The following is an 18119-nucleotide window of genomic DNA, read 5'->3' as shown; positions in this document are numbered from 1 at the left end:
TAAACGGTTTTATATGGAATGGTATGCGCGTATGGTTGTCTGACGAAAATGCAGTAAAAAATCTTTTGGCTTTAATAGGTTAAAAATATAACGGGGTGAGCTACACCCTTAGGCTATCTGAGCTAGTCAATGTCATTACCCTCTTGTTAGGATATGGGAATACTAGCATTGATGGTAGTAAATAAAATTAGGAAAGGAAAAGCTATATTTCTTTCTCAAATGTAATCATTTGATATATTTGATTACGTTTGTTCAAGTTTTATATAGCAGGTGAGCATATGGATTATGGATCAGAAAAATGGCTACTTTATTTCTCTGAGAGTCAGCCGAGACGACCAGCTGTCATTCGCCAACTCTTGAGTAATCATTTAACAACTTCAGCTTTATTTTGGGGGAAGGCATATGGACTTTTAGATATTATCGCTTTACCGCTAGATATAAATAATTTCGAGCCTACATTGGATGAGTTATGTCAAAAAAAGTTGCTACTGTCAACTTCTAAGGGGATGTGTTTGACTGTTAAAGGTAGATCACGGGTCGAAGAATTGAAAGGTAAGCACCAATTTTTGCGCGAACCGGCTTTTTTTAATGGATTTGATCTTAAGGGATGGGAGAAACAATTTTATTTATTAGTTCAAGTTGCGTCAGAATTGAGCTATCAAAACAATAAATATTTTGCGATCATCAATGATTTTAAAACGCAACAACTTTTCAAAAACTGGTTCAGACGATATGGGAAAGCTACCCTATTAAGGGAAATAACTACATCATTGACCGATTTTTTAGCACATGAGCCTAAGTTGAATGCACAACTTTTTTGTGAACAATTAACTGGACATGGACGTTTAGGGCAGACTAAAGCGCAATTAGCTGAGAGATATCAGATACAAGTGGCTGAGATCGAGGTAGGCTGGCGTGATCTGTGTGCCCGGTATGCTAAATATTTGCTTGAGCATAACTTTGAGTTAGCAAAACTTGTTATGCATTATAAACGTCTAACTAATTTGCCGGCTAGTACAGAAAAGACATATACTTTGTTTTTAGAGGGTAAAAGTATTGAAGAGATCGCAAATTTACGAAGGATACAGAAGAGTACCGTCCAAGAACATCTCTTGAATGTAGCTATTTTAACGGATGATTTTCCAAAGGAACGGTTATTATCACCGAAGCTCAAAAAGCAGATCGTGGATTTTTTTGCGGACTGCACAGTCTTAAATTGGAAATTTCAACAATTACATGAAAGCTACCCTGAGATCTCATTTTTTGAGTATCGTTTATGCCAAATAGAAAGGATAATAGCAGGTGAAAGAAAAGCTTGAAGCCATCTTGAAAAATGAATTTGGCTATCCAACATTTAAAACTGGTCAAAAAGAGACGATCGAGTCTTTATTAGATGGCAAAGATACTTTAGCTATTTTGCCGACGGGAACGGGGAAATCTCTGTGCTACCAGTTTATAGGAAAATATCTAAAGCGTTCAGTATTGATCGTTTCACCCTTGATATCACTGATGCAAGATCAAGTTGAACAATTACAGTTCAATGGTGAAAAAGCAGTGGTTGCCCTAAATTCAAAATTGAGTTTTGCTGAGAAGAGATTTGTATTACAAAATATCGCTAGTTTCAAATATATCTATATTTCACCGGAAATGTTAGGCTCGGCTGAGGTTTTGAGCGCACTTAGCCAATTAGAGATAGGACTTTTTGTCATTGATGAAGCCCATTGCATTTCGCAGTGGGGTCCTGATTTTCGACCTGAGTATTTAAATTTAGGTAAAGTTAGAAAAAAACTACATGGACCACTAACGTTAGCCTTGACTGCAACGGCAACCTCTAGAGTAGCACAAGAGATAACTACAAGTCTGGAATTATCGCAGACAGGAAATGTGATCCGTTATCCCGTTGATCGGCCCAATATCTATCTAGGGATACAAAGTTTTGCAAATGAGCCAGAAAAACTTGCTTATCTCCTAGAATTATTACCTAAACTAGATGGGAAAGGGATCATCTACTTTTCAAGTAAGAAGAAAGCTGATGAAATAAATGAAAAACTGGTTACTAAGGGATTCAAGAGTGCAGTTTATCATGCTGATCTAGAGCTTACAGAACGTTTTTTGGTACAACAACAGTTTTTAAATGATCAATTAGATGTTATTTGTGCAACTAGTGCTTTTGGGATGGGCATCAATAAGCCTAATATCCGTTATGTGATCCACTATCACATGCCAAATGATCTTGAAGCCTATGTGCAAGAGATCGGACGTTGTTCGCGCGACGGGAGCCCTGGGATCGCAGTGCTACTATATGAGCCTAGCGACCTAAAACGTCAGGAATTTCTGATCGAAAAAACTTTGCCTACCTCCCAACAGATCCAGTATTTTACCAAACACCAAGAGTTGCTACAAAACTTTCCCAATGAAGAAACACAATTATTAGCACGCCTGTTAGCTAATGGTTATCGAAAAGATCAGATAGAAACATTAGTAAAAAAACGTCAGACTGAACGTAACGATGCCTTACAAAAAATGTATCGATATCTAAAAACTGGCAACTGTAAACGCCAATTTATCGCACAATATTTTGGTGATAAAGTTGAAAACATCCATAGCTCAGGAACTTGTTGTGGAGTTGACCAAGCCCTCCCGTTAGAAAAACTTGGTTTGTTAGGAGAGACCATAGTAAGAGCGGATGAAAAAAAAGGCCAAGACTATCGCGAGATCTTACAGCAATTGTTTAAAGAAACCTAACTAAATGAGAATTTCAAGCGATTATTTATATATTTTTAGGAGTATTTATGCTATTATATTTTGTAATATTAGTAGTTTTGTGAGTACTATGAGCTAATTATAAAAACAAGCTATAATTTATGAAGGTCAGCTAAAAAGTTAGAATGTGGAGTTGACATTTGATTACTTTAATATTGTTTTATACTGTTATCGGCGGTATCATAAATTTATATAGCAAGCTCTAGGATACATCATGTTTTATAGTTGCTTCTAAAACTATGTAGTTTGTCATGCATATATGGCATTAACGACGGTAATAATAAATTTTAAGAAAGGAAAAAACTATATTTCTTTTTGATCATGACACTAAGTGATCTTAGTAGCATGATCCCATGTTCATATAGTAGGATTTTAATAAAAATGAGTCGAAAGAATAACGACCACACCAAAAAGCCTTGGGAAAAGACATTTGAAGAGATAAAAGATGATAAGGGAAACTATTCGCGAAGAGCTAGTAGGCAGAGCAATAAACGCAACACGATGCTGACAACGATCTTGTTAGGCGTCTTTGTGGTCATCATTATAAGTACGATCGTATTTTACTTTGTTTCACAACGAGCTTCTAAGCAAACTGTAAGTAATGATGATTCGATCGAAGTAGTCTCTTCAAGCGAAAAAAAATCATCTTCGAGTAAGAAAAGATCTGTAGCAAAGAAGAGCTCGAGTGAAAAGAAGTCTACAAAGTCAAAGGAAAGCTCAGATACTCGATCTGATACACCACAAGCAGTAGCACCGCAAGATACAACGCAAGCACAAGCAAGTAGCGAACAGCCTGCAAATAACGAAAATCAAGCAAACACTGAGCAACAAGCATCCGAAAGTTCACAAGAATCGCAACATTCAGAAGAACAGTCTTCCCAACAAGAGCAGTATATCTCTGTTCCGGCAGGTCAGGGGTTGTATCGGGTAGCGGTCAATAATGGTTTGACACTAGATCAGTTATTACAGTTGAATCCAGGCTTAACAGCTGATTCAAAAATTTCACCAGGACAACAGATCCGTGTAAAATAAGCTTTAGAATAATAAAAGAGAGGAAAGACAATAAAAATGTGTCCTTAGTTTTCTTGGGACACATTTTTATATGTTTAAATGGGGTATATTATAGTATGCAAACAAAAATGCAAATTGCGATCGATGGACCCGCTTCTGCAGGTAAAAGTACTGTTGCAAAGTTAGTCGCTAAAAAATTAAATTACATTTATTGTGATACAGGTGCAATGTATCGTGCCGCAACGTGGAAGGCACTACAAATGGGTGTTGCACTAGATGACGATCAGGCTCTAGGAAAGTTGCTTGAAACGATGGAATTAAGATTTAAGCCTAACGACCCAGAACAATTAGTATTTGTTGATGGAACAGATGTGACTACTGCGATCCGATTGCCAGAGATCACTAATAATGTTTCACTTGTCTCAGCTCAACCTAGCGTGCGCAAAAATTTAACTGAGCGTCAACAACAGATCGCAAGTGAAGGCGGGATCGTGATGGACGGGCGTGACATTGGCACAACTGTTTTGCCAAACGCTCAAGTAAAGATCTTTTTAGTTGCGAGTGTACACGAGAGAGCTTTACGTCGCTTTAAAGAAAACCAAGCCAAGGGTATCGATACGCCATTAGCAAAACTCGAAGCTGAGATCGAAGCTCGCGATTATAAGGACTCACACCGTAAAGTTTCGCCATTGACTAAGGCAGATGATGCGATTTTATTGGACACTACTTCACTAGATATTGCACAAGTTATTGATGAAATCATGAAAATTGTTAAAAATACAGAGAAATAGGTAATTTAACTAGCAATTTTAACTGCTTTCAGTTAAAATGGTTATTAGAGTTAGTCGTTAAGGAGGACAAAGTCCATGAGTGAATCAGAAAACAAGGATTTATTAGAAGCTTTAAACAGCGTTAAACCAGTTAAGGTTGGCGACGTTGTCAAAGGCGAAGTGTTGGCATTTGATGATAAAAAGCAAGTTATCGTAGGGATCGAAGGCACTGGTGTTGAAGGTGTTGTTCCTGCACGCGAATTGAGCGTTAAAGCAGACGAGATCGAAGATAACATCAAAGTTGGCGATGTGCTTGACTTGGTTGTTATTTCTAAGATCGGTTCTGACAAAGAAGGCGGTAGCTACTTGTTATCACAACGTCGCCTCGAAGCCCGCAAAGTATGGGATGAGATCGAAAAGAAATTTGAAGCAGGTGAAACTATCACAGTTCCTGTAACTCAAATTGTAAAGGGTGGCTTAGTTGTTGACGCTGGCGTTCGTGGCTTTGTCCCTGCATCAATGGTTTCTGACCATTTTGTTGAAGATTTCAACCAATACAAGGGTCAAGAACTTGAACTTAAGATCGTTGAGATCGAACCAAGCGAAAACCGGTTGATCTTATCTCATAAAGAAATCGTTCAACAAGAACGTGAAGCTAAGAAGCAAGAAGTTATGTCACAACTTGTAGCAGGCGATGTGCTTGATGGTAAAGTTGCGCGCTTAACTAACTTTGGTGCGTTCATCGACCTTGGTGGCGTTGACGGTTTAGTTCACGTTTCTGAAATTTCTTACGAACGTGTAGGCAAGCCATCTGATGTCTTGAAAGTTGGCGAAGATGTCAAAGTTAAAGTGTTAGCTGTTGATCCTGAAAAAGATCGCATTTCACTTTCTATCAAACAAACATTGCCACAACCTTGGGATAATATTGAAGAAGAAGTTGCTGAAGGCGACGTTCTTGATGGTAAGGTAAAACGTTTGACAAGCTTTGGTGCATTTGTTGAAGTATTCCCAGGTGTTGAAGGCTTGGTACACATTTCACAAATTTCACACAAACATATTGCTACACCAAATGAAGTTTTGACATCTGGCCAAGACGTTAAGGTCAAGGTTTTGAATGTTAACGGTGCAGACCGTCGTTTAGCATTATCTATCAAAGCTTTACAAGAAAAACCAGCAGCTGATAAAAAAGAAGTTGAAGTTGTCGAAGAAGAACATGTTGAGATCCCAGAAGAAGATACAGGTTTTACTTTAGGTGACTTAGTCGGTGACGACTTAAAAAATGAAGACTAATCTCGCGTATTGAGATTCATTTTGACTGGCCCAAGCGTAAAAGGTTTTGGGTCAGTTTTTTTGCTAAAACATTACTATAAGGAGTGATTAAAATGGCTAATCCAGTCGTTGCGATCGTTGGACGTCCGAATGTGGGGAAATCAACGGTTTTTAATCGGATCGCTGGTGAGCGGATATCTATTGTTGAAGATACCCCTGGTGTGACCCGTGATCGTATTTATGCGAAGGGCGAATGGCTCGGACAACCCTTTAATTTGATCGATACAGGTGGGATCGATATGGGGGATGAACCATTTTTAGCCCAAATTACTGAGCAAGCTCAAATCGCGATCGATGAAGCTGATGTGATCGTCTTTGTGACTAGTGTCAAAGAAGGGGTCACAGATGCTGATGAAAAAGTAGCGAAGATCTTATATCGAACCGATAAACCTGTTATTTTAGCGGTAAATAAAGTGGATAATTCTGAACTTAGAAGTGAGATCTATGATTTCTACTCATTAGGTTTTGGCGATCCAATGCCACTTTCTGGGACCCATGGGATCGGCACTGGTGACCTATTAGATAAGGTCTGTCAGGCTTTTCCTAAAGATGGAGCTAAAGAACAAGACGATTCGATCAAATTTAGTTTTATCGGGCGACCTAATGTGGGCAAATCTTCTTTAGTCAACGCAATTTTAGGTGAAAACCGCGTGATCGTTTCTAATGTTGAAGGAACAACGCGTGATGCGATCGATACAAAATTCGTTGCTGAAGACGGAACGGAATTTACCATGATCGATACGGCAGGTATCCGTAAAAAAGGTAAAGTTTACGAAAATACAGAAAAATATTCGGTTTTACGGGCCATGCGTGCGATCGATCGTTCTGACGTGGTTTGTGTTGTTTTAAATGCTGAAGAAGGTATTCGTGAACAAGATAAACACGTAGCCGGCTATGCGCATGAGGCGGGACGTGGGATCATCATCGTGGTCAATAAATGGGATACTTTGAAAAAAGATAACCATACGATGAAAGAGTTTGAAAAGACGATACGGCAAGAATTCCAATACTTGAGTTATGCACCGATCGTGTTTGTTTCAGCTAAGACTCATCAACGTTTAGAACAATTACCAAAATTGATCGAACGTGTAAATCACAACCATGAGCGCCGCATCTCATCGGCTGTCCTAAATGATGTTATCATGGATGCGATCGCGCATAATCCAACACCAACGGACAATGGGCGCCGCTTACGGGTCTACTATGCAACTCAAGTAGCAACTAAGCCACCAACATTTGTCGTCTTTGTAAATGATCCAGAATTGATGCACTTTTCATATGAACGCTTCTTAGAAAATCAGATCCGAGCAGCGTTTGATTTTGAGGGAACGCCGATCCATGTGATCGAAAGACGTCGTAAATAATCAAAGATAAAAAATTAAAAAAATTATGCCTAAATTTATCTTATTTTTTCAAAAAAATGATTAAAAACGTTGCTATATTAGGCTTTCTGTGCTATCTTATTAACTGAGCAATGATTTGTTAGTCATTGTTTCACCATTTCTGGCTAGTTTAGAAATGGACAAGAAGATATGCCTATGCCTATATCTTTATCTTCACTTGAGGAGGTGAAACACATGGCAAACAAAGCACAATTGATCGAAACTGTTGCTGAAAAAACAGGTTTGACAAAGAAGGACGCAACTGTTGCAGTTGACGCAGTTTTTGGTTCTATCCAAGACTACCTTAAAGAAGGCGAAAAAGTTCAATTGATCGGCTTTGGTAACTTTGAAGTTCGTGAACGTGCAGCTCGTAAGGGTCGCAACCCACAAACTGGTAAAGAGATCCAAATCCCTGCAAGCAAAGTACCTGCATTCAAACCAGGTAAGGCGCTTAAAGATGCTGTTAAATAAGTTTGACTTATTCTAGCTTAGGACCCTTGATTTATCAAGGGTCTTTTTGTATTAGAAAGTAAATAAAAATACTGGAGCGCAACTGTTGATCTAAAATAAGTAGTTGCACTCCAGTATTTTATTATGAATTTAGATGTTGGATAAATTTTAAATAAGCTTCCTGTTCACCAGTCGCTTGGATCTGACAAACATCGGGAGAAATTGTATTATGGTGCAAGTGTTTTTCAGCAACTAAAATATCATGGGTAAAAGTTGCATTACCGATCAGCTGGATCTTAAACTGATCATCTAATTGTTGCACTTTAGTTTTGACCATCCCTCCAGGATTGAAGACCGTTATCTCTTGTGTAAGATCGCAGTACTCAGGATAGCTGAGATAAAAGGCTAAACTTGTAGCCGACATTCCAGTCCCGCAAGCATTAGTAAAACCTACGCCCCGTTCATAAGTACGCACAAATAGCTTGTTTGGACCTAGGATCTGAGCAAAGTTGACATTGACGCCATCTGGGAAATAAGGATTTAGGGTATTTAATTTAGCGCCTAACTCGCCTAAAAATGATCCAGCCTTCTCAATATCGGGTACGAAGCTGATCAAGTGGGGATTGGGTACGGCCATGATCGTAAAGTGTAATTTTTTTTGAGGATCAAATTCTACTAAAGGACGATCGATTATCTGCTCAGCTCCTAAATTATCAAAAGGAAGGTAGCGCTTATCAAAATGAACAGGTGAGATCTCAACACCAAATGCAGGGACATTACGGGCTAGATCAACCTGTTTTTGAACTTCTAGGTCATTTTGGCGAGTCTGGACTTTAAAAGAGGTCAACGCGTGTTTTTCGGACAAATAGCGTGCAACTGTGCGGAGCCCATTACCACACATTGATGCTTCGCTACCATCAGCATTGATAACGCGCATTTGTGCTACTGTATTAGGGGTAGAACTCTTTTGAACGACTAGGATACCATCAGCGCCCCCTAAGATACCGGTGGCTTTAGCTGTGAGTGTTTTAGTCAGTGTGACTAATTCTTTTTCTGTCAAAGGTGTAGTTAGTAGTGTTTGATCTAAGATAAAAAAACTATTCTGTGATCCATGAACTTTTTTTAAAGTGATCATGAATATCCCTCCAATTTTTTAAGCGGATAAGGGGTTATTTTACTCCATCTTATATGGTTATGGGGTAATCTCGCTTTAATTTTTCGATAACTGAATTGTATCATTTTTAATCTTAATAACAAGAGGAAAATGTATGAAATTCTAGATTTTTTTATAAAAAAGCTGATTTTCAAAAAAATAATATTAAAATTCCTTGACGTATCACATTAAAAATTATAGTATTATGTTAAATCGAAGAGGCGCAACTGACATGAGTAAGGGTCTTTAGCTGCTATAACAGCGTTTGAATGATCCCAGAAAGGGAAAGTTGCCGAAGTTTTAGGTGTTTATAGACGCTTAACGCTGGGCTGTGGTTTAAGAGATCACAGACTGTCGCAAATCAAACTTTGCGGAGTGCTATCGATCAAACAGAATTTTGCAATTAATCCAGCAAGATCTTTTTAGGCGATAGGACTAAAAAGATCTTTTTTTGTGCAATTTATTTTGGAGGAAAGCTTATGAGGTTACCAACGAATAAAGCCGGTCATTTGACGATCGGTGGTGTAGATGCGATCAACTTAGCACATCAATATCAAACCCCATTGATCGTATATGATGTGGCTTTGATCAAGGAGCAGATCACTAAATTTAAACGAGTTTTTGAAGAACAAGCTGTCGAATATGAAGTTAGCTATGCTAGTAAGGCATTTTGTGCTGTAGCGATCTACCAGGTGATCAATGAATTGGATTGTCATACAGATGTTGTTTCCGGTGGTGAATTAGCAACTGCCTTAAAAGCTGGTTTTCCAGCTGAAAAGATCAGTTTCCATGGAAATAATAAGTCGATCGCTGAACTTGAATTTGCGATCAAAGCAGGCGTTGGTGTGATCATCGTGGATAATTTTTATGAGATAAAGCTTCTACAAAAGGTTTTACGAGAGCAAAATGCTAAAACTAAAGTCATCTTACGTGTGACTCCTGGTATTTCAGCGCATACCCACGAATATGATCAAACTGGCCAGATCGATAGCAAATTTGGTTTTGATCTAGCCTCAGGTCAAGCTGATAAAGCTTTGACTCAGTTGCTTTCTGATCCGCAGATCACGGTTTTAGGGCTCCATGCACATATTGGTTCACAGATCTTTGAATTAGGTGGCTTTGAGATGGTGGGCCAAAAATTGATGGAAGTGGCTCACTCTTGGAAACAAAAATACGGTTATACGACTAAAGTTATCAACGTTGGTGGTGGCTTTGGTATCAAATATACGGCCGAAGATGATCCTTTAGCACCAGAAAAATTTGTTGAACAGATCATTAGGGCTGTAAAGCAAAAAGCTATGGAATATGAGTTAGAGCTTCCAGCAATTTGGATCGAGCCAGGGCGTTCGATCACGGGTCCAGAAGGATATACTCTATATACAGTGGGGGCACGGAAAGATATTCCAGACCATTTATCATATTTGGCAGTTGATGGTGGAATGGGGGATAATATTCGCCCAGCCTTATATCAAGCTAAGTATACAGCTGTTTTAGCTAATGACCCAAACGCCAAAGTGACTCAGACAGTGCATTTAGCTGGAAAATACTGTGAATCAGGTGATATTTTGATCGATAAGGCACCTTTACCTGAGACAAAACCAGGTGACATCATTGCACTGTTAGCAACTGGGGCATACGGTTATGCGATGGCATCAAATTACAATCGTAATCCACGTCCTGCGGTTGTTTTTGTTGAAAATGGGCAGGCTAAATTAGTAGTGAAACGTGAGACTTATGCTGACTTATTGAAGTTAGATCTACCTTATAAATAAAATCAAGAAAGGAAAACTACTTTTTAGTGGTAGTAATTAAAAAACATGGCAGAATTAAACGCACAAGAAATTATCAATTTTATCGCAAATGCAGACAAAAAAACGCCGGTCAAAGTTTATTTGAATGCTCCGATCGCTGACCTCGATATCCCAAATGAGATAAAAGTTTTTGGTGGTGCAGATAGTGCAGTATTATTTGGTGATTGGCAGATCGTCAAACCATTTTTAACTACTAATCAAACTAAGATCAAAGACTATGTGATCGAAAATCAAACGCGAAACTCCGCCGTACCGTTACTAGATCAAAAAGACATCAATGCACGGATCGAACCTGGCGCTTTGATCAGAGATCAGGTCCTGATCGGGGATAATGCTGTTATCATGATGGGAGCGATCATCAACATTGGAGCTGAGATCGGTGCTGGTTCAATGATCGATATGGGTGCTGTTCTAGGAGGCCGTGCGATCGTAGGTAAGGATTGTCATATCGGTGCTGGGACTGTTTTGGCTGGGGTAGTCGAACCAGCTTCGGCAACTCCTGTGATCATCGAAGACGATGTTTTGATCGGCGCGAATGCTGTCGTTTTAGAAGGTGTCCGAGTCGGTAAAGGCGCAGTCGTGGCCGCTGGTGCGATCGTGACTAAAGATGTTGAACCTTATAGTGTCGTTGCTGGTGTACCAGCTAAATTTGTTAAATACACTGATGAAAAGACAAAAGAAAAGACAGGCTTAGAAGATGATTTAAGAAAGTTGTGAGCAAAATGTTAAGTGAAAGTAAATTGACAAAGATCTATCAAGAGCTACATCAGATTCCAGAGTTAGCACTAGAAGAAGTCAAAACAAAAGCATATTTACAACAAGAGATCGCCAAATTAGATCAAAGTTACTTAAAGATAAAAGAGATCCCTGAGTTGCCAACGGCTCTATTGGTCAAAGTACTGGGAAGTGATCCTAAAAAAACGATCGGTTATCGGTGCGATATCGATGCGTTGCCCCTTACAGAAGAAACTGGCTTAGAGTTTAGTTCGAAAAATCCCGGGGTGATGCACGCTTGTGGTCATGATATCCATATGACGGTGGCATTAGGAGTCTTAGCTTATTTTACAACTACTCGTCCTAAGGATAACCTGATCTTTTTCTTTCAACCAGCTGAAGAAAGTAAAAATGGTGGTAAATTAGCTTATGAATTGGGCGTTTTTAGTGGAAAGTGGCGTCCAGATGAATTCTATGCTTTGCATGATGCGCCTGAACTGCCAGCCGGCGCGATCGGGTGTAATTTAGGGACTTTATTTGCAGGAACAACTGAAGTCGATATCCACTTGTACGGTAAAGGGGGACATGCAGCCTATCCACATCAAGCCAATGACATGATCGTCTGTGCTAGTGCGTTGATCATGCAGGCTCAAACGATCATCTCGCGTAATGTTGATCCGATTAAGGGCGGTGTCTTAACATTTGGTGAACTAAAAGCCGGTACGATCAGAAATGTGATCGCTGGTGAAGCGGTGATCAAAGGGACCATTCGAGGCCTGACTCAAGAGATGATCACCTTGATCCAAAAAAGATTACAGGAGATCTGCGATGGTGTAGCCCAGAGCTTTAGTGCTAGAGTCGAGCTTAACTTAAATCAAGGTGGCTATTTACCAGTCGAAAATGATCCTTTATTGACGACTTTTTTCATTGAACATATGCAAAAAGCTCCAGATGTTGAATTTATCGAAACTGAGCCGAAAATGACAGGAGAAGATTTTGGATATTTACTTTCCAAATTTCCTGGTACGATGTTTTGGTTAGGCGTAAATGACGTACATGCTTTACATAGCAATAAGCTAGTACCTGATCAAACAGCGATCCTTAAGGGTATCAATGCAATAACTGGTTTTTTATGTGCCCGTATGAAACAAGAGAAAGAAGTGGATGCTTAATGTTAACAAGATCACAGATCATGACCGCGATCGTGACACCATTTACGGCTGAAGGTCAGATCGATTATCCTGCACTAGAAAAATTGACTGAACACTTGTTACAAAGTGGGACCCAAGGCTTTGTGGTCGGTGGTACAACAGGTGAGACGCCAACTTTGACGCATCAAGAAAAACTAACGCTTTACCAAAGATTTGCGCAAATAGTCGCTGGACGTGTCCCAGTGATCGCTGGTTGTGGAACTAATGCGACTCAAGCGACTTTAGAATTCATCAATGAAGTTGCAAAGATCTCAGGAATAGATTACGCTTTGACCGTAGTCCCTTATTACAATAAACCAGATCAAGCTGGGATAAGAGCGCATTTTGAATATTTGGCAAAAAAGGCTGAACTTCCTTTGATCATGTATAACATACCTGGTCGAACTGGGGTCAAACTCAGCCAAGAGGTAATCGTAGACCTAGCCAAATTGGATAATATTGCCGGAGTAAAACAATGTGGTAGTCTAGATGAGCTGGAATATATCATCGATAATACGCGTAATGAAGTTTTTAGTGTCTTTACTGGTGAGGATGTGCAGGCCTTAGCAGCTAAAAAATTAGGGGCAGTTGGAGTTATTTCAGTGGCTGCACATATTTATGGTGAGCAGATGACACAAATGTATCAAGCTTTTGCTAAAGATGATCAAAGTAAAGCTAAAGAATTGGAACAATGGCTGATTCCCAAGATGCAAGCTTTATTTATGTATCCATCACCAGCCCCGGTCAAAGCAGTGTTGAATGCTCAAGGCTTTGCTGTCGGTGGGCTTAGATTACCGTTGCTTGCTTTAAATGATGCTCAAAAACAAGAGTTAGCATCCAGACTAGGATTAGCTAAAGATGCTTTATCAAAGCGATCACAATTAGATTTGGGGGAAACAAAATGATCAAAATTTTAGTTGCAGGTTATTCAGGTTCAATGGGCCAACAAGTCTTAAAGTTGATCGATGAGACACCTGATTTTGAATTGGTGGCGGTTTTTGCTTTAGGAGCTACCGAAAACGATCGTCAACGCTTTGGTCTTGGTAAACAAGTCAAGATCTACGATGAACTATCACAGATCAAACATGGAGCTGATGTTTGGATCGATTTTACCGCTCCGAGTGCTGTATTTGAAAATGTCAAATTTGCTTTAAAACATGGGATGCGTCCAGTAGTAGGAACTACAGGTCTGACAGATGAAGAGTTAGTTGAACTTAAGCAGTTAGCTTTGGTTCAGCAACTCGGTGGCTTGGTAGCACCTAATTTTGGGATGTCAGCGGTATTATTGATGAAATTTGCCAAAGAAGCAGCCAAATATTTCCCTGATGTTGAGATCATCGAAATGCATCATGATAATAAAAAAGATGCACCCTCAGGGACGGCTTTGATGACAGCCAAATTGATCGCACAAAATCGCTCGCCTCATCATCAAGGAGCAGCTGATGAAACTGAAACTCTGGCGCATGTACGTGGTGGCGATCATGAAGGCATCAAGCTCCATTCAGTTCGTTTGCCAGGATATGTAGCTCACGAACAGGTCCTTTTTGGTGGTGCAGGTGAAGCCTTGACGATCCGCCAAGATTCATTTGATCGCTCTTCGTTTATGAGTGGTGTAAAGCTTGCAGTAAAACAGGCTAAAGCATTAGACGGTCTAGTTGTTGGGTTGGAAAATATTTTATAAAAAGAAGGTAAAATAAAATGAGAGAATATACGGTTGCTATTTTAGGTGCTACTGGTGCGGTGGGTTCACGGTTGATCGAACAATTAGAACAGTCAACGATCCCGGTCAAGAAAGTCAAATTGCTTGCTTCTAAGCGTTCTGCGGGTAAGCAGCTCAGTTTTAAGGGGCAAGCGATCACGATCGAAGAGGCAACACCAGAAGTATTTGAAGGCGTTGATCTAGTTTTAGCCTCAGCTGGTGGTGCTGTTTCTAAGAAATTGCTCCCTGAAGCAGTTAAGCGTGGGGCGGTATGTGTCGATAATACGAGTGCTTTTCGGATGGAGCCTAAAGTACCACTAGTCGTTCCAGAAGTCAATGAACAAGCTTTATTTGAGCATCGTGGGATCGTGGCTAATCCCAATTGTTCAACGATCCAAATGATGGTCGCTTTAGAACCGATCCGTCAGAAATTTGGCTTAGAACAGATCATCGTTTCGACTTATCAAGCAGCTTCAGGAGCAGGACAAACCGCTTTAAAAGAAATGCTTGCAGAAGCCAAAGCCTATTTGAATGGAGAAAAAATGGAGGGGAAGATCTTTCCAGTCAAGGGTGATGAGAAGCATTATCCGCTAGCTTTTAATCTTTTGCCACAGATCGATGTCTTTGAAGAAGATGGTTATTCTCATGAAGAATGGAAGATGATCCATGAAACTAAAAAGATCATGCAAGGCGACATGAATGATCCAAAACTCAAAGTGACAGCGACTTGTGTTCGAGTCCCTGTCGTGATCGGACATGGTGAATCGGTCTACTTTAAGACTGCAGATACCACTTTGACTGCTGAACAACTCAAAGAAACGCTTCAAACTGCACCGGGAGTCATTTTACAAGATGATCCAGCTCATCAAGAATATCCACAGCCACTGACAGCTGAAGGAAAACGTGAGACTTTTGTGGGAAGGATACGTGCTGATAAGGAGAACCCGGGTAGTTTTAACATGTGGATCGTGTCAGATAATTTGTTAAAAGGTGCTGCTTGGAATACAGTTCAGATCGCTGAGTGCTTAGTTGAAAATGATCTTGTACATGTTCCAGCTGATCCATATTTAGGATAAATACCAAAGAAGTTGTTATTAATTTAGCAACTTTTTTATGTTATGATGGTAGCTAGAAGTTATTAAGTGAGGGTGATAACCACATGACTTATTCGGAAGAAACATTGGATCATTTGGCGCAAGGAGATTTTAATAAGGCAAATGAAACTTTAGAGCTTGCGTTGACTAGAGATGAAGATGATATGCTATACAGTTTGGCCGAAGAGCTGTATTCATTGGGGTTTTCTGCGATGGCAGCTAAAGCATACGAAACTTTAGTCAAGCGCTATCCCAATGAAGATAGCTTAAAGACCGCTTTAGCTGAGATCCAGATCGGTGAAGGCAACGATGATCAAGCATTAGCGATCTTGTCGCAGATCACTCCTGATTCCAATGCTTACTTGGAAGCACTTTTAGTTAGTGCCGATCTCTACCAGACTCAAGGGGCTTTTGATGTCAGTGAACAAAAATTGCTAACAGCTTACCAATTAGCACCGGATGAACCGGTGATCGAATTTGCTTTAGCTGAGTTATACTTTAACATTAAAGAATATCGCAAAGCAGCTCGATTTTATCGTTCCTTGTTAAAACAAGGAATATTAGAGTTTTCACGGGTCAATTTAGTGGCACGTTTGGGTCTTTCTTATGCGGGCTATGGCAAGTTTGAGACAGCTTTAGGTTATTTAGAACAGATCCCAGAAGAACAACTCGATAATGATACGTTGTTCCAATTAGCCTTTACCCAACGTGAATTAGGCGATCTTGAAGCAGCTATAGCTAACTTTGAGAAGTTGCGTAAACATACGCCAGATTATGTGACTGTTTATCCATATTTAGCTGATCTCTACGAACAAGCTGGTCAATTTGGTCAAGCTTTGATCACGGCCCAAGAAGGCTTAGCCGTGGACGAATTTAATGAAGCGCTATATCAAAAAGCCAGTCAGTTAGCCGCTAAATTGGGTAAAAATAAGGAAGCAACTGATTACTTAAAAGAAGCTCTAGCACTAGATCCAAGTAATTTGACGCTAGTTTTAGAATTGAGTAACCAATTATTAGCTACGCAACAAGATCAAGAAAATATCGAACTCTTGAAAGATTATTTAGCTAAGGATGAAGTTGATCCGCAGATCTATTGGAATCTAGGACGTTCATATGCTAACTTGGATGATTATGAACAGGCTTTGACTAATTACGAAACGGCTGAGCGTTATTTAGATGATAATGCTGAATTTTTAAGAGATGCTGCTTTCTTCTTTAGAAATGCAGGTCGCCGTGTTGAGGCTAGTGTAGCGGCTAAAGCTTATCTCATGCAAGTTCCGACTGATTATGAAGTCGAAGATCTATTAGATGAATTACAGTATTGATAGTAAAAGAGCGCTCGAGATCGAGCGCTCTTTTACTACTGAAGTTCGTATCTGATCAGTTCTTGCCGATAATAGTTGAGTGAAGTCCCATCAAGGTGTAATTTGTCACAAAGTTGTTGATCATTTAAGTGTTGTTTTGTCAATAAAGCATTGAAGATCACAGCTTGATAGAGCTTACGTGGAATCAGGGGTAAGAAGCATTTTGGTTGGTCGGCTTTGAGATATTTATGCAAGCCAGGTAAAGTCAGACGAGGTTCGACTAAATTGACCCGTTGTTTTAAGAAAAGATCTTGACTGTGCTGCTTAGCTTGTAAAGGAGCAAGATATTCTTTAAAGCAGACTAAGAAGCGCTGTTCATTTGGTGTAAAGTTTTCAGTGTCTAATATCTGATAAAATCCACTTTGTAAGATCTCAGTGATCGTATAATAATGTGAGATGAATAATAAAGTTGCGCGCGTGTAATATGATAAGTCATCATTTTCCAGTAATAGAGGTAATTCTTCTTGCCAATTTACAGGGACCAACTCATTTTTAGAACGTTTTAGCCCTTTCAATGGCAGGGTAGGTAGACTAGTCGAAAGTCGTTCATTGAAGAGAAAAGCAAAATAAACATTAAGATGTGTCAGATATTTATTATAGGTCGTGTTTTTGATCTCACGTTTGACTTGTAGCATATTTAAATAATCACGGATATCGCTTTCAGTCAGATTGGATAGATCTGGATCTGTGCGGTAAAGGCTATTGAAATTTCTTAGATAGTTAAAAAGATCGGAGACATCACGACAAAGATCATCACAAGTATTTTTTTCAAGTACACGTTCATATTCTAAATAATGCCGAAATCTGTCTTCATAGGGAAAGTGCGCCATAGTTTATCACCTCAATAATAATAATTTGTTACTTTAACAATAGCAAAAAACTCAAAGGTTTTCAAATTAACAAATAATAAAATGTTACTTTAACTTTAAAAATAAAACAAAAAAACTGCGCCAAAAACCGGCGCAGTCAATAAAACATTTTATATGCGATCTTGATCTAGTAAGTTGGTGGCGCATTTATGCTATTATAAAGCTAGAGAGGGTGTGTTTGCATGGTATCAAATGAACGTTTAAGTATAGTAGATCTTATCATGATAAGTTTAGGGTGTGCTTTTTATGGCTTGGGTCTAGTTTCTGTCAATATAGCAAATAATTTAGCTGAAGGTGGAGTCACTGGGATCACGTTGATCATTCGTTATTGGTTACATATCGATCCAGCATTATCAACGATCTTGATCAATATTCCTTTGATCATCATTGGTTATCGCTATTTAGGAAAAAAAGCTTTAGTTTATACGGTTTATGGAACATTAGCGTTATCATTTTGGATATGGTTTTGGCAAAGATATTATATTCCAATAAATATTCATAATGATCTCTTTATTGCCGG

Annotated in this window: 17 protein-coding genes and 1 riboswitch; of the genes, 15 read left to right on the top strand and 2 right to left on the bottom strand. The window is 39.3% G+C overall.

What is annotated here, in order from left to right; genetic code table 11:
• Positions 1–278: 278 nt before the first annotated feature.
• From Q9Q35_RS05090 to Q9Q35_RS05060, 7 genes are all read left to right on the top strand, one after another.
• Entirely contained in the window at positions 279–1319 is a 1041-nt protein-coding gene (locus Q9Q35_RS05090; protein WP_304652429.1) for a helix-turn-helix domain-containing protein, read from the top strand.
• Complete coding sequence (locus Q9Q35_RS05085) at positions 1303–2745, top strand: ATP-dependent DNA helicase RecQ (protein WP_304652428.1); 1443 nt, start codon at positions 1303–1305, stop codon at positions 2743–2745. The genes Q9Q35_RS05090 and Q9Q35_RS05085 overlap by 17 nt, the downstream gene beginning before the upstream one ends.
• Positions 2746–3144: 399 nt before the next feature.
• On the top strand, positions 3145–3795 hold the full coding sequence (locus tag Q9Q35_RS05080) for a LysM peptidoglycan-binding domain-containing protein (protein ID WP_304652427.1): 651 nt from the start codon (positions 3145–3147) through the stop codon (positions 3793–3795).
• Between the two features lie 95 nt (positions 3796–3890).
• Positions 3891–4565 (top strand): (d)CMP kinase, encoded by a 675-nt coding sequence (gene cmk, locus Q9Q35_RS05075; protein ID WP_304652426.1) that lies wholly within the window; start codon positions 3891–3893, stop codon positions 4563–4565.
• 75 nt (positions 4566–4640) lie between these two features.
• A complete protein-coding gene (gene rpsA / locus Q9Q35_RS05070; RefSeq protein ID WP_304652425.1) occupies positions 4641–5834 on the top strand; it encodes a 30S ribosomal protein S1 in 1194 nt (397 codons plus the stop codon).
• Between the two features lie 92 nt (positions 5835–5926).
• Entirely contained in the window at positions 5927–7237 is a 1311-nt protein-coding gene (der, locus tag Q9Q35_RS05065) for a ribosome biogenesis GTPase Der (protein ID WP_304652424.1), read from the top strand.
• Positions 7238–7450: 213 nt separating this feature from the next.
• Positions 7451–7726: an HU family DNA-binding protein gene (locus Q9Q35_RS05060; RefSeq protein WP_004047651.1), complete on the top strand. Its 276-nt coding sequence runs from the start codon at positions 7451–7453 to the stop codon at positions 7724–7726.
• Between the two features lie 121 nt (positions 7727–7847).
• Here Q9Q35_RS05060 and dapF read toward each other — a convergent pair whose 3' ends face one another.
• On the bottom strand, positions 7848–8840 hold the full coding sequence (gene dapF, locus Q9Q35_RS05055; RefSeq protein ID WP_304652423.1) for a diaminopimelate epimerase: 993 nt from the start codon (positions 8838–8840) through the stop codon (positions 7848–7850).
• 227 nt (positions 8841–9067) lie between these two features.
• Positions 9068–9247: riboswitch (Lysine riboswitch) on the top strand.
• 90 nt (positions 9248–9337) lie between these two features.
• Between dapF and lysA the strand changes: the two genes are divergently transcribed.
• The 7 genes from lysA (at position 9338) to Q9Q35_RS05020 (ending at position 16691) form a co-directional block, all read left to right on the top strand.
• Positions 9338–10630 (top strand): diaminopimelate decarboxylase, encoded by a 1293-nt coding sequence (gene lysA / locus Q9Q35_RS05050; protein ID WP_304652422.1) that lies wholly within the window; start codon positions 9338–9340, stop codon positions 10628–10630.
• Between the two features lie 45 nt (positions 10631–10675).
• A complete protein-coding gene (gene dapD / locus Q9Q35_RS05045) occupies positions 10676–11386 on the top strand; it encodes a 2,3,4,5-tetrahydropyridine-2,6-dicarboxylate N-acetyltransferase (RefSeq protein ID WP_304652421.1) in 711 nt (236 codons plus the stop codon).
• 5 nt (positions 11387–11391) lie between these two features.
• Positions 11392–12555 (top strand): N-acetyldiaminopimelate deacetylase, encoded by a 1164-nt coding sequence (locus Q9Q35_RS05040; protein ID WP_304652420.1) that lies wholly within the window; start codon positions 11392–11394, stop codon positions 12553–12555.
• The gene (gene dapA, locus Q9Q35_RS05035) at positions 12555–13478 is read left to right on the top strand and encodes a 4-hydroxy-tetrahydrodipicolinate synthase (RefSeq protein WP_304652419.1); all 924 of its coding nucleotides are present in this window, start codon (positions 12555–12557) and stop codon (positions 13476–13478) included. The genes Q9Q35_RS05040 and dapA overlap by 1 nt, the downstream gene beginning before the upstream one ends.
• Positions 13475–14254, top strand: a complete 780-nt coding sequence (gene dapB / locus Q9Q35_RS05030) for a 4-hydroxy-tetrahydrodipicolinate reductase (protein ID WP_304652418.1) — start codon at positions 13475–13477, stop codon at positions 14252–14254. The genes dapA and dapB overlap by 4 nt, the downstream gene beginning before the upstream one ends.
• 17 nt (positions 14255–14271) lie before the next feature.
• Positions 14272–15348, top strand: coding sequence for an aspartate-semialdehyde dehydrogenase (locus Q9Q35_RS05025; RefSeq protein ID WP_304652417.1), 1077 nt, complete (start codon positions 14272–14274; stop codon positions 15346–15348).
• Positions 15349–15431: 83 nt separating this feature from the next.
• Positions 15432–16691: a tetratricopeptide repeat protein gene (locus Q9Q35_RS05020; protein WP_304652416.1), complete on the top strand. Its 1260-nt coding sequence runs from the start codon at positions 15432–15434 to the stop codon at positions 16689–16691.
• 35 nt (positions 16692–16726) lie between these two features.
• Here Q9Q35_RS05020 and Q9Q35_RS05015 read toward each other — a convergent pair whose 3' ends face one another.
• Positions 16727–17560 (bottom strand): site-specific integrase, encoded by an 834-nt coding sequence (locus Q9Q35_RS05015; RefSeq protein ID WP_304652415.1) that lies wholly within the window; start codon positions 17558–17560, stop codon positions 16727–16729.
• 221 nt (positions 17561–17781) lie between these two features.
• On the opposite strand from Q9Q35_RS05015, the gene Q9Q35_RS05010 reads away from it, so the two are divergent.
• A partial coding sequence (locus tag Q9Q35_RS05010) for a YitT family protein (RefSeq protein ID WP_304652414.1) occupies positions 17782–18119 on the top strand: 338 nt, incomplete at its 3' end.

The sequence above is a fragment of the uncultured Ligilactobacillus sp. genome (genome assembly GCF_948826705.1).
Lineage (GTDB): Bacteria > Bacillota > Bacilli > Lactobacillales > Lactobacillaceae > Ligilactobacillus.
The sequence above is the reverse complement of the archived record's forward strand: the minus strand, read 5'-3'. Positions and strand labels throughout refer to the sequence as shown.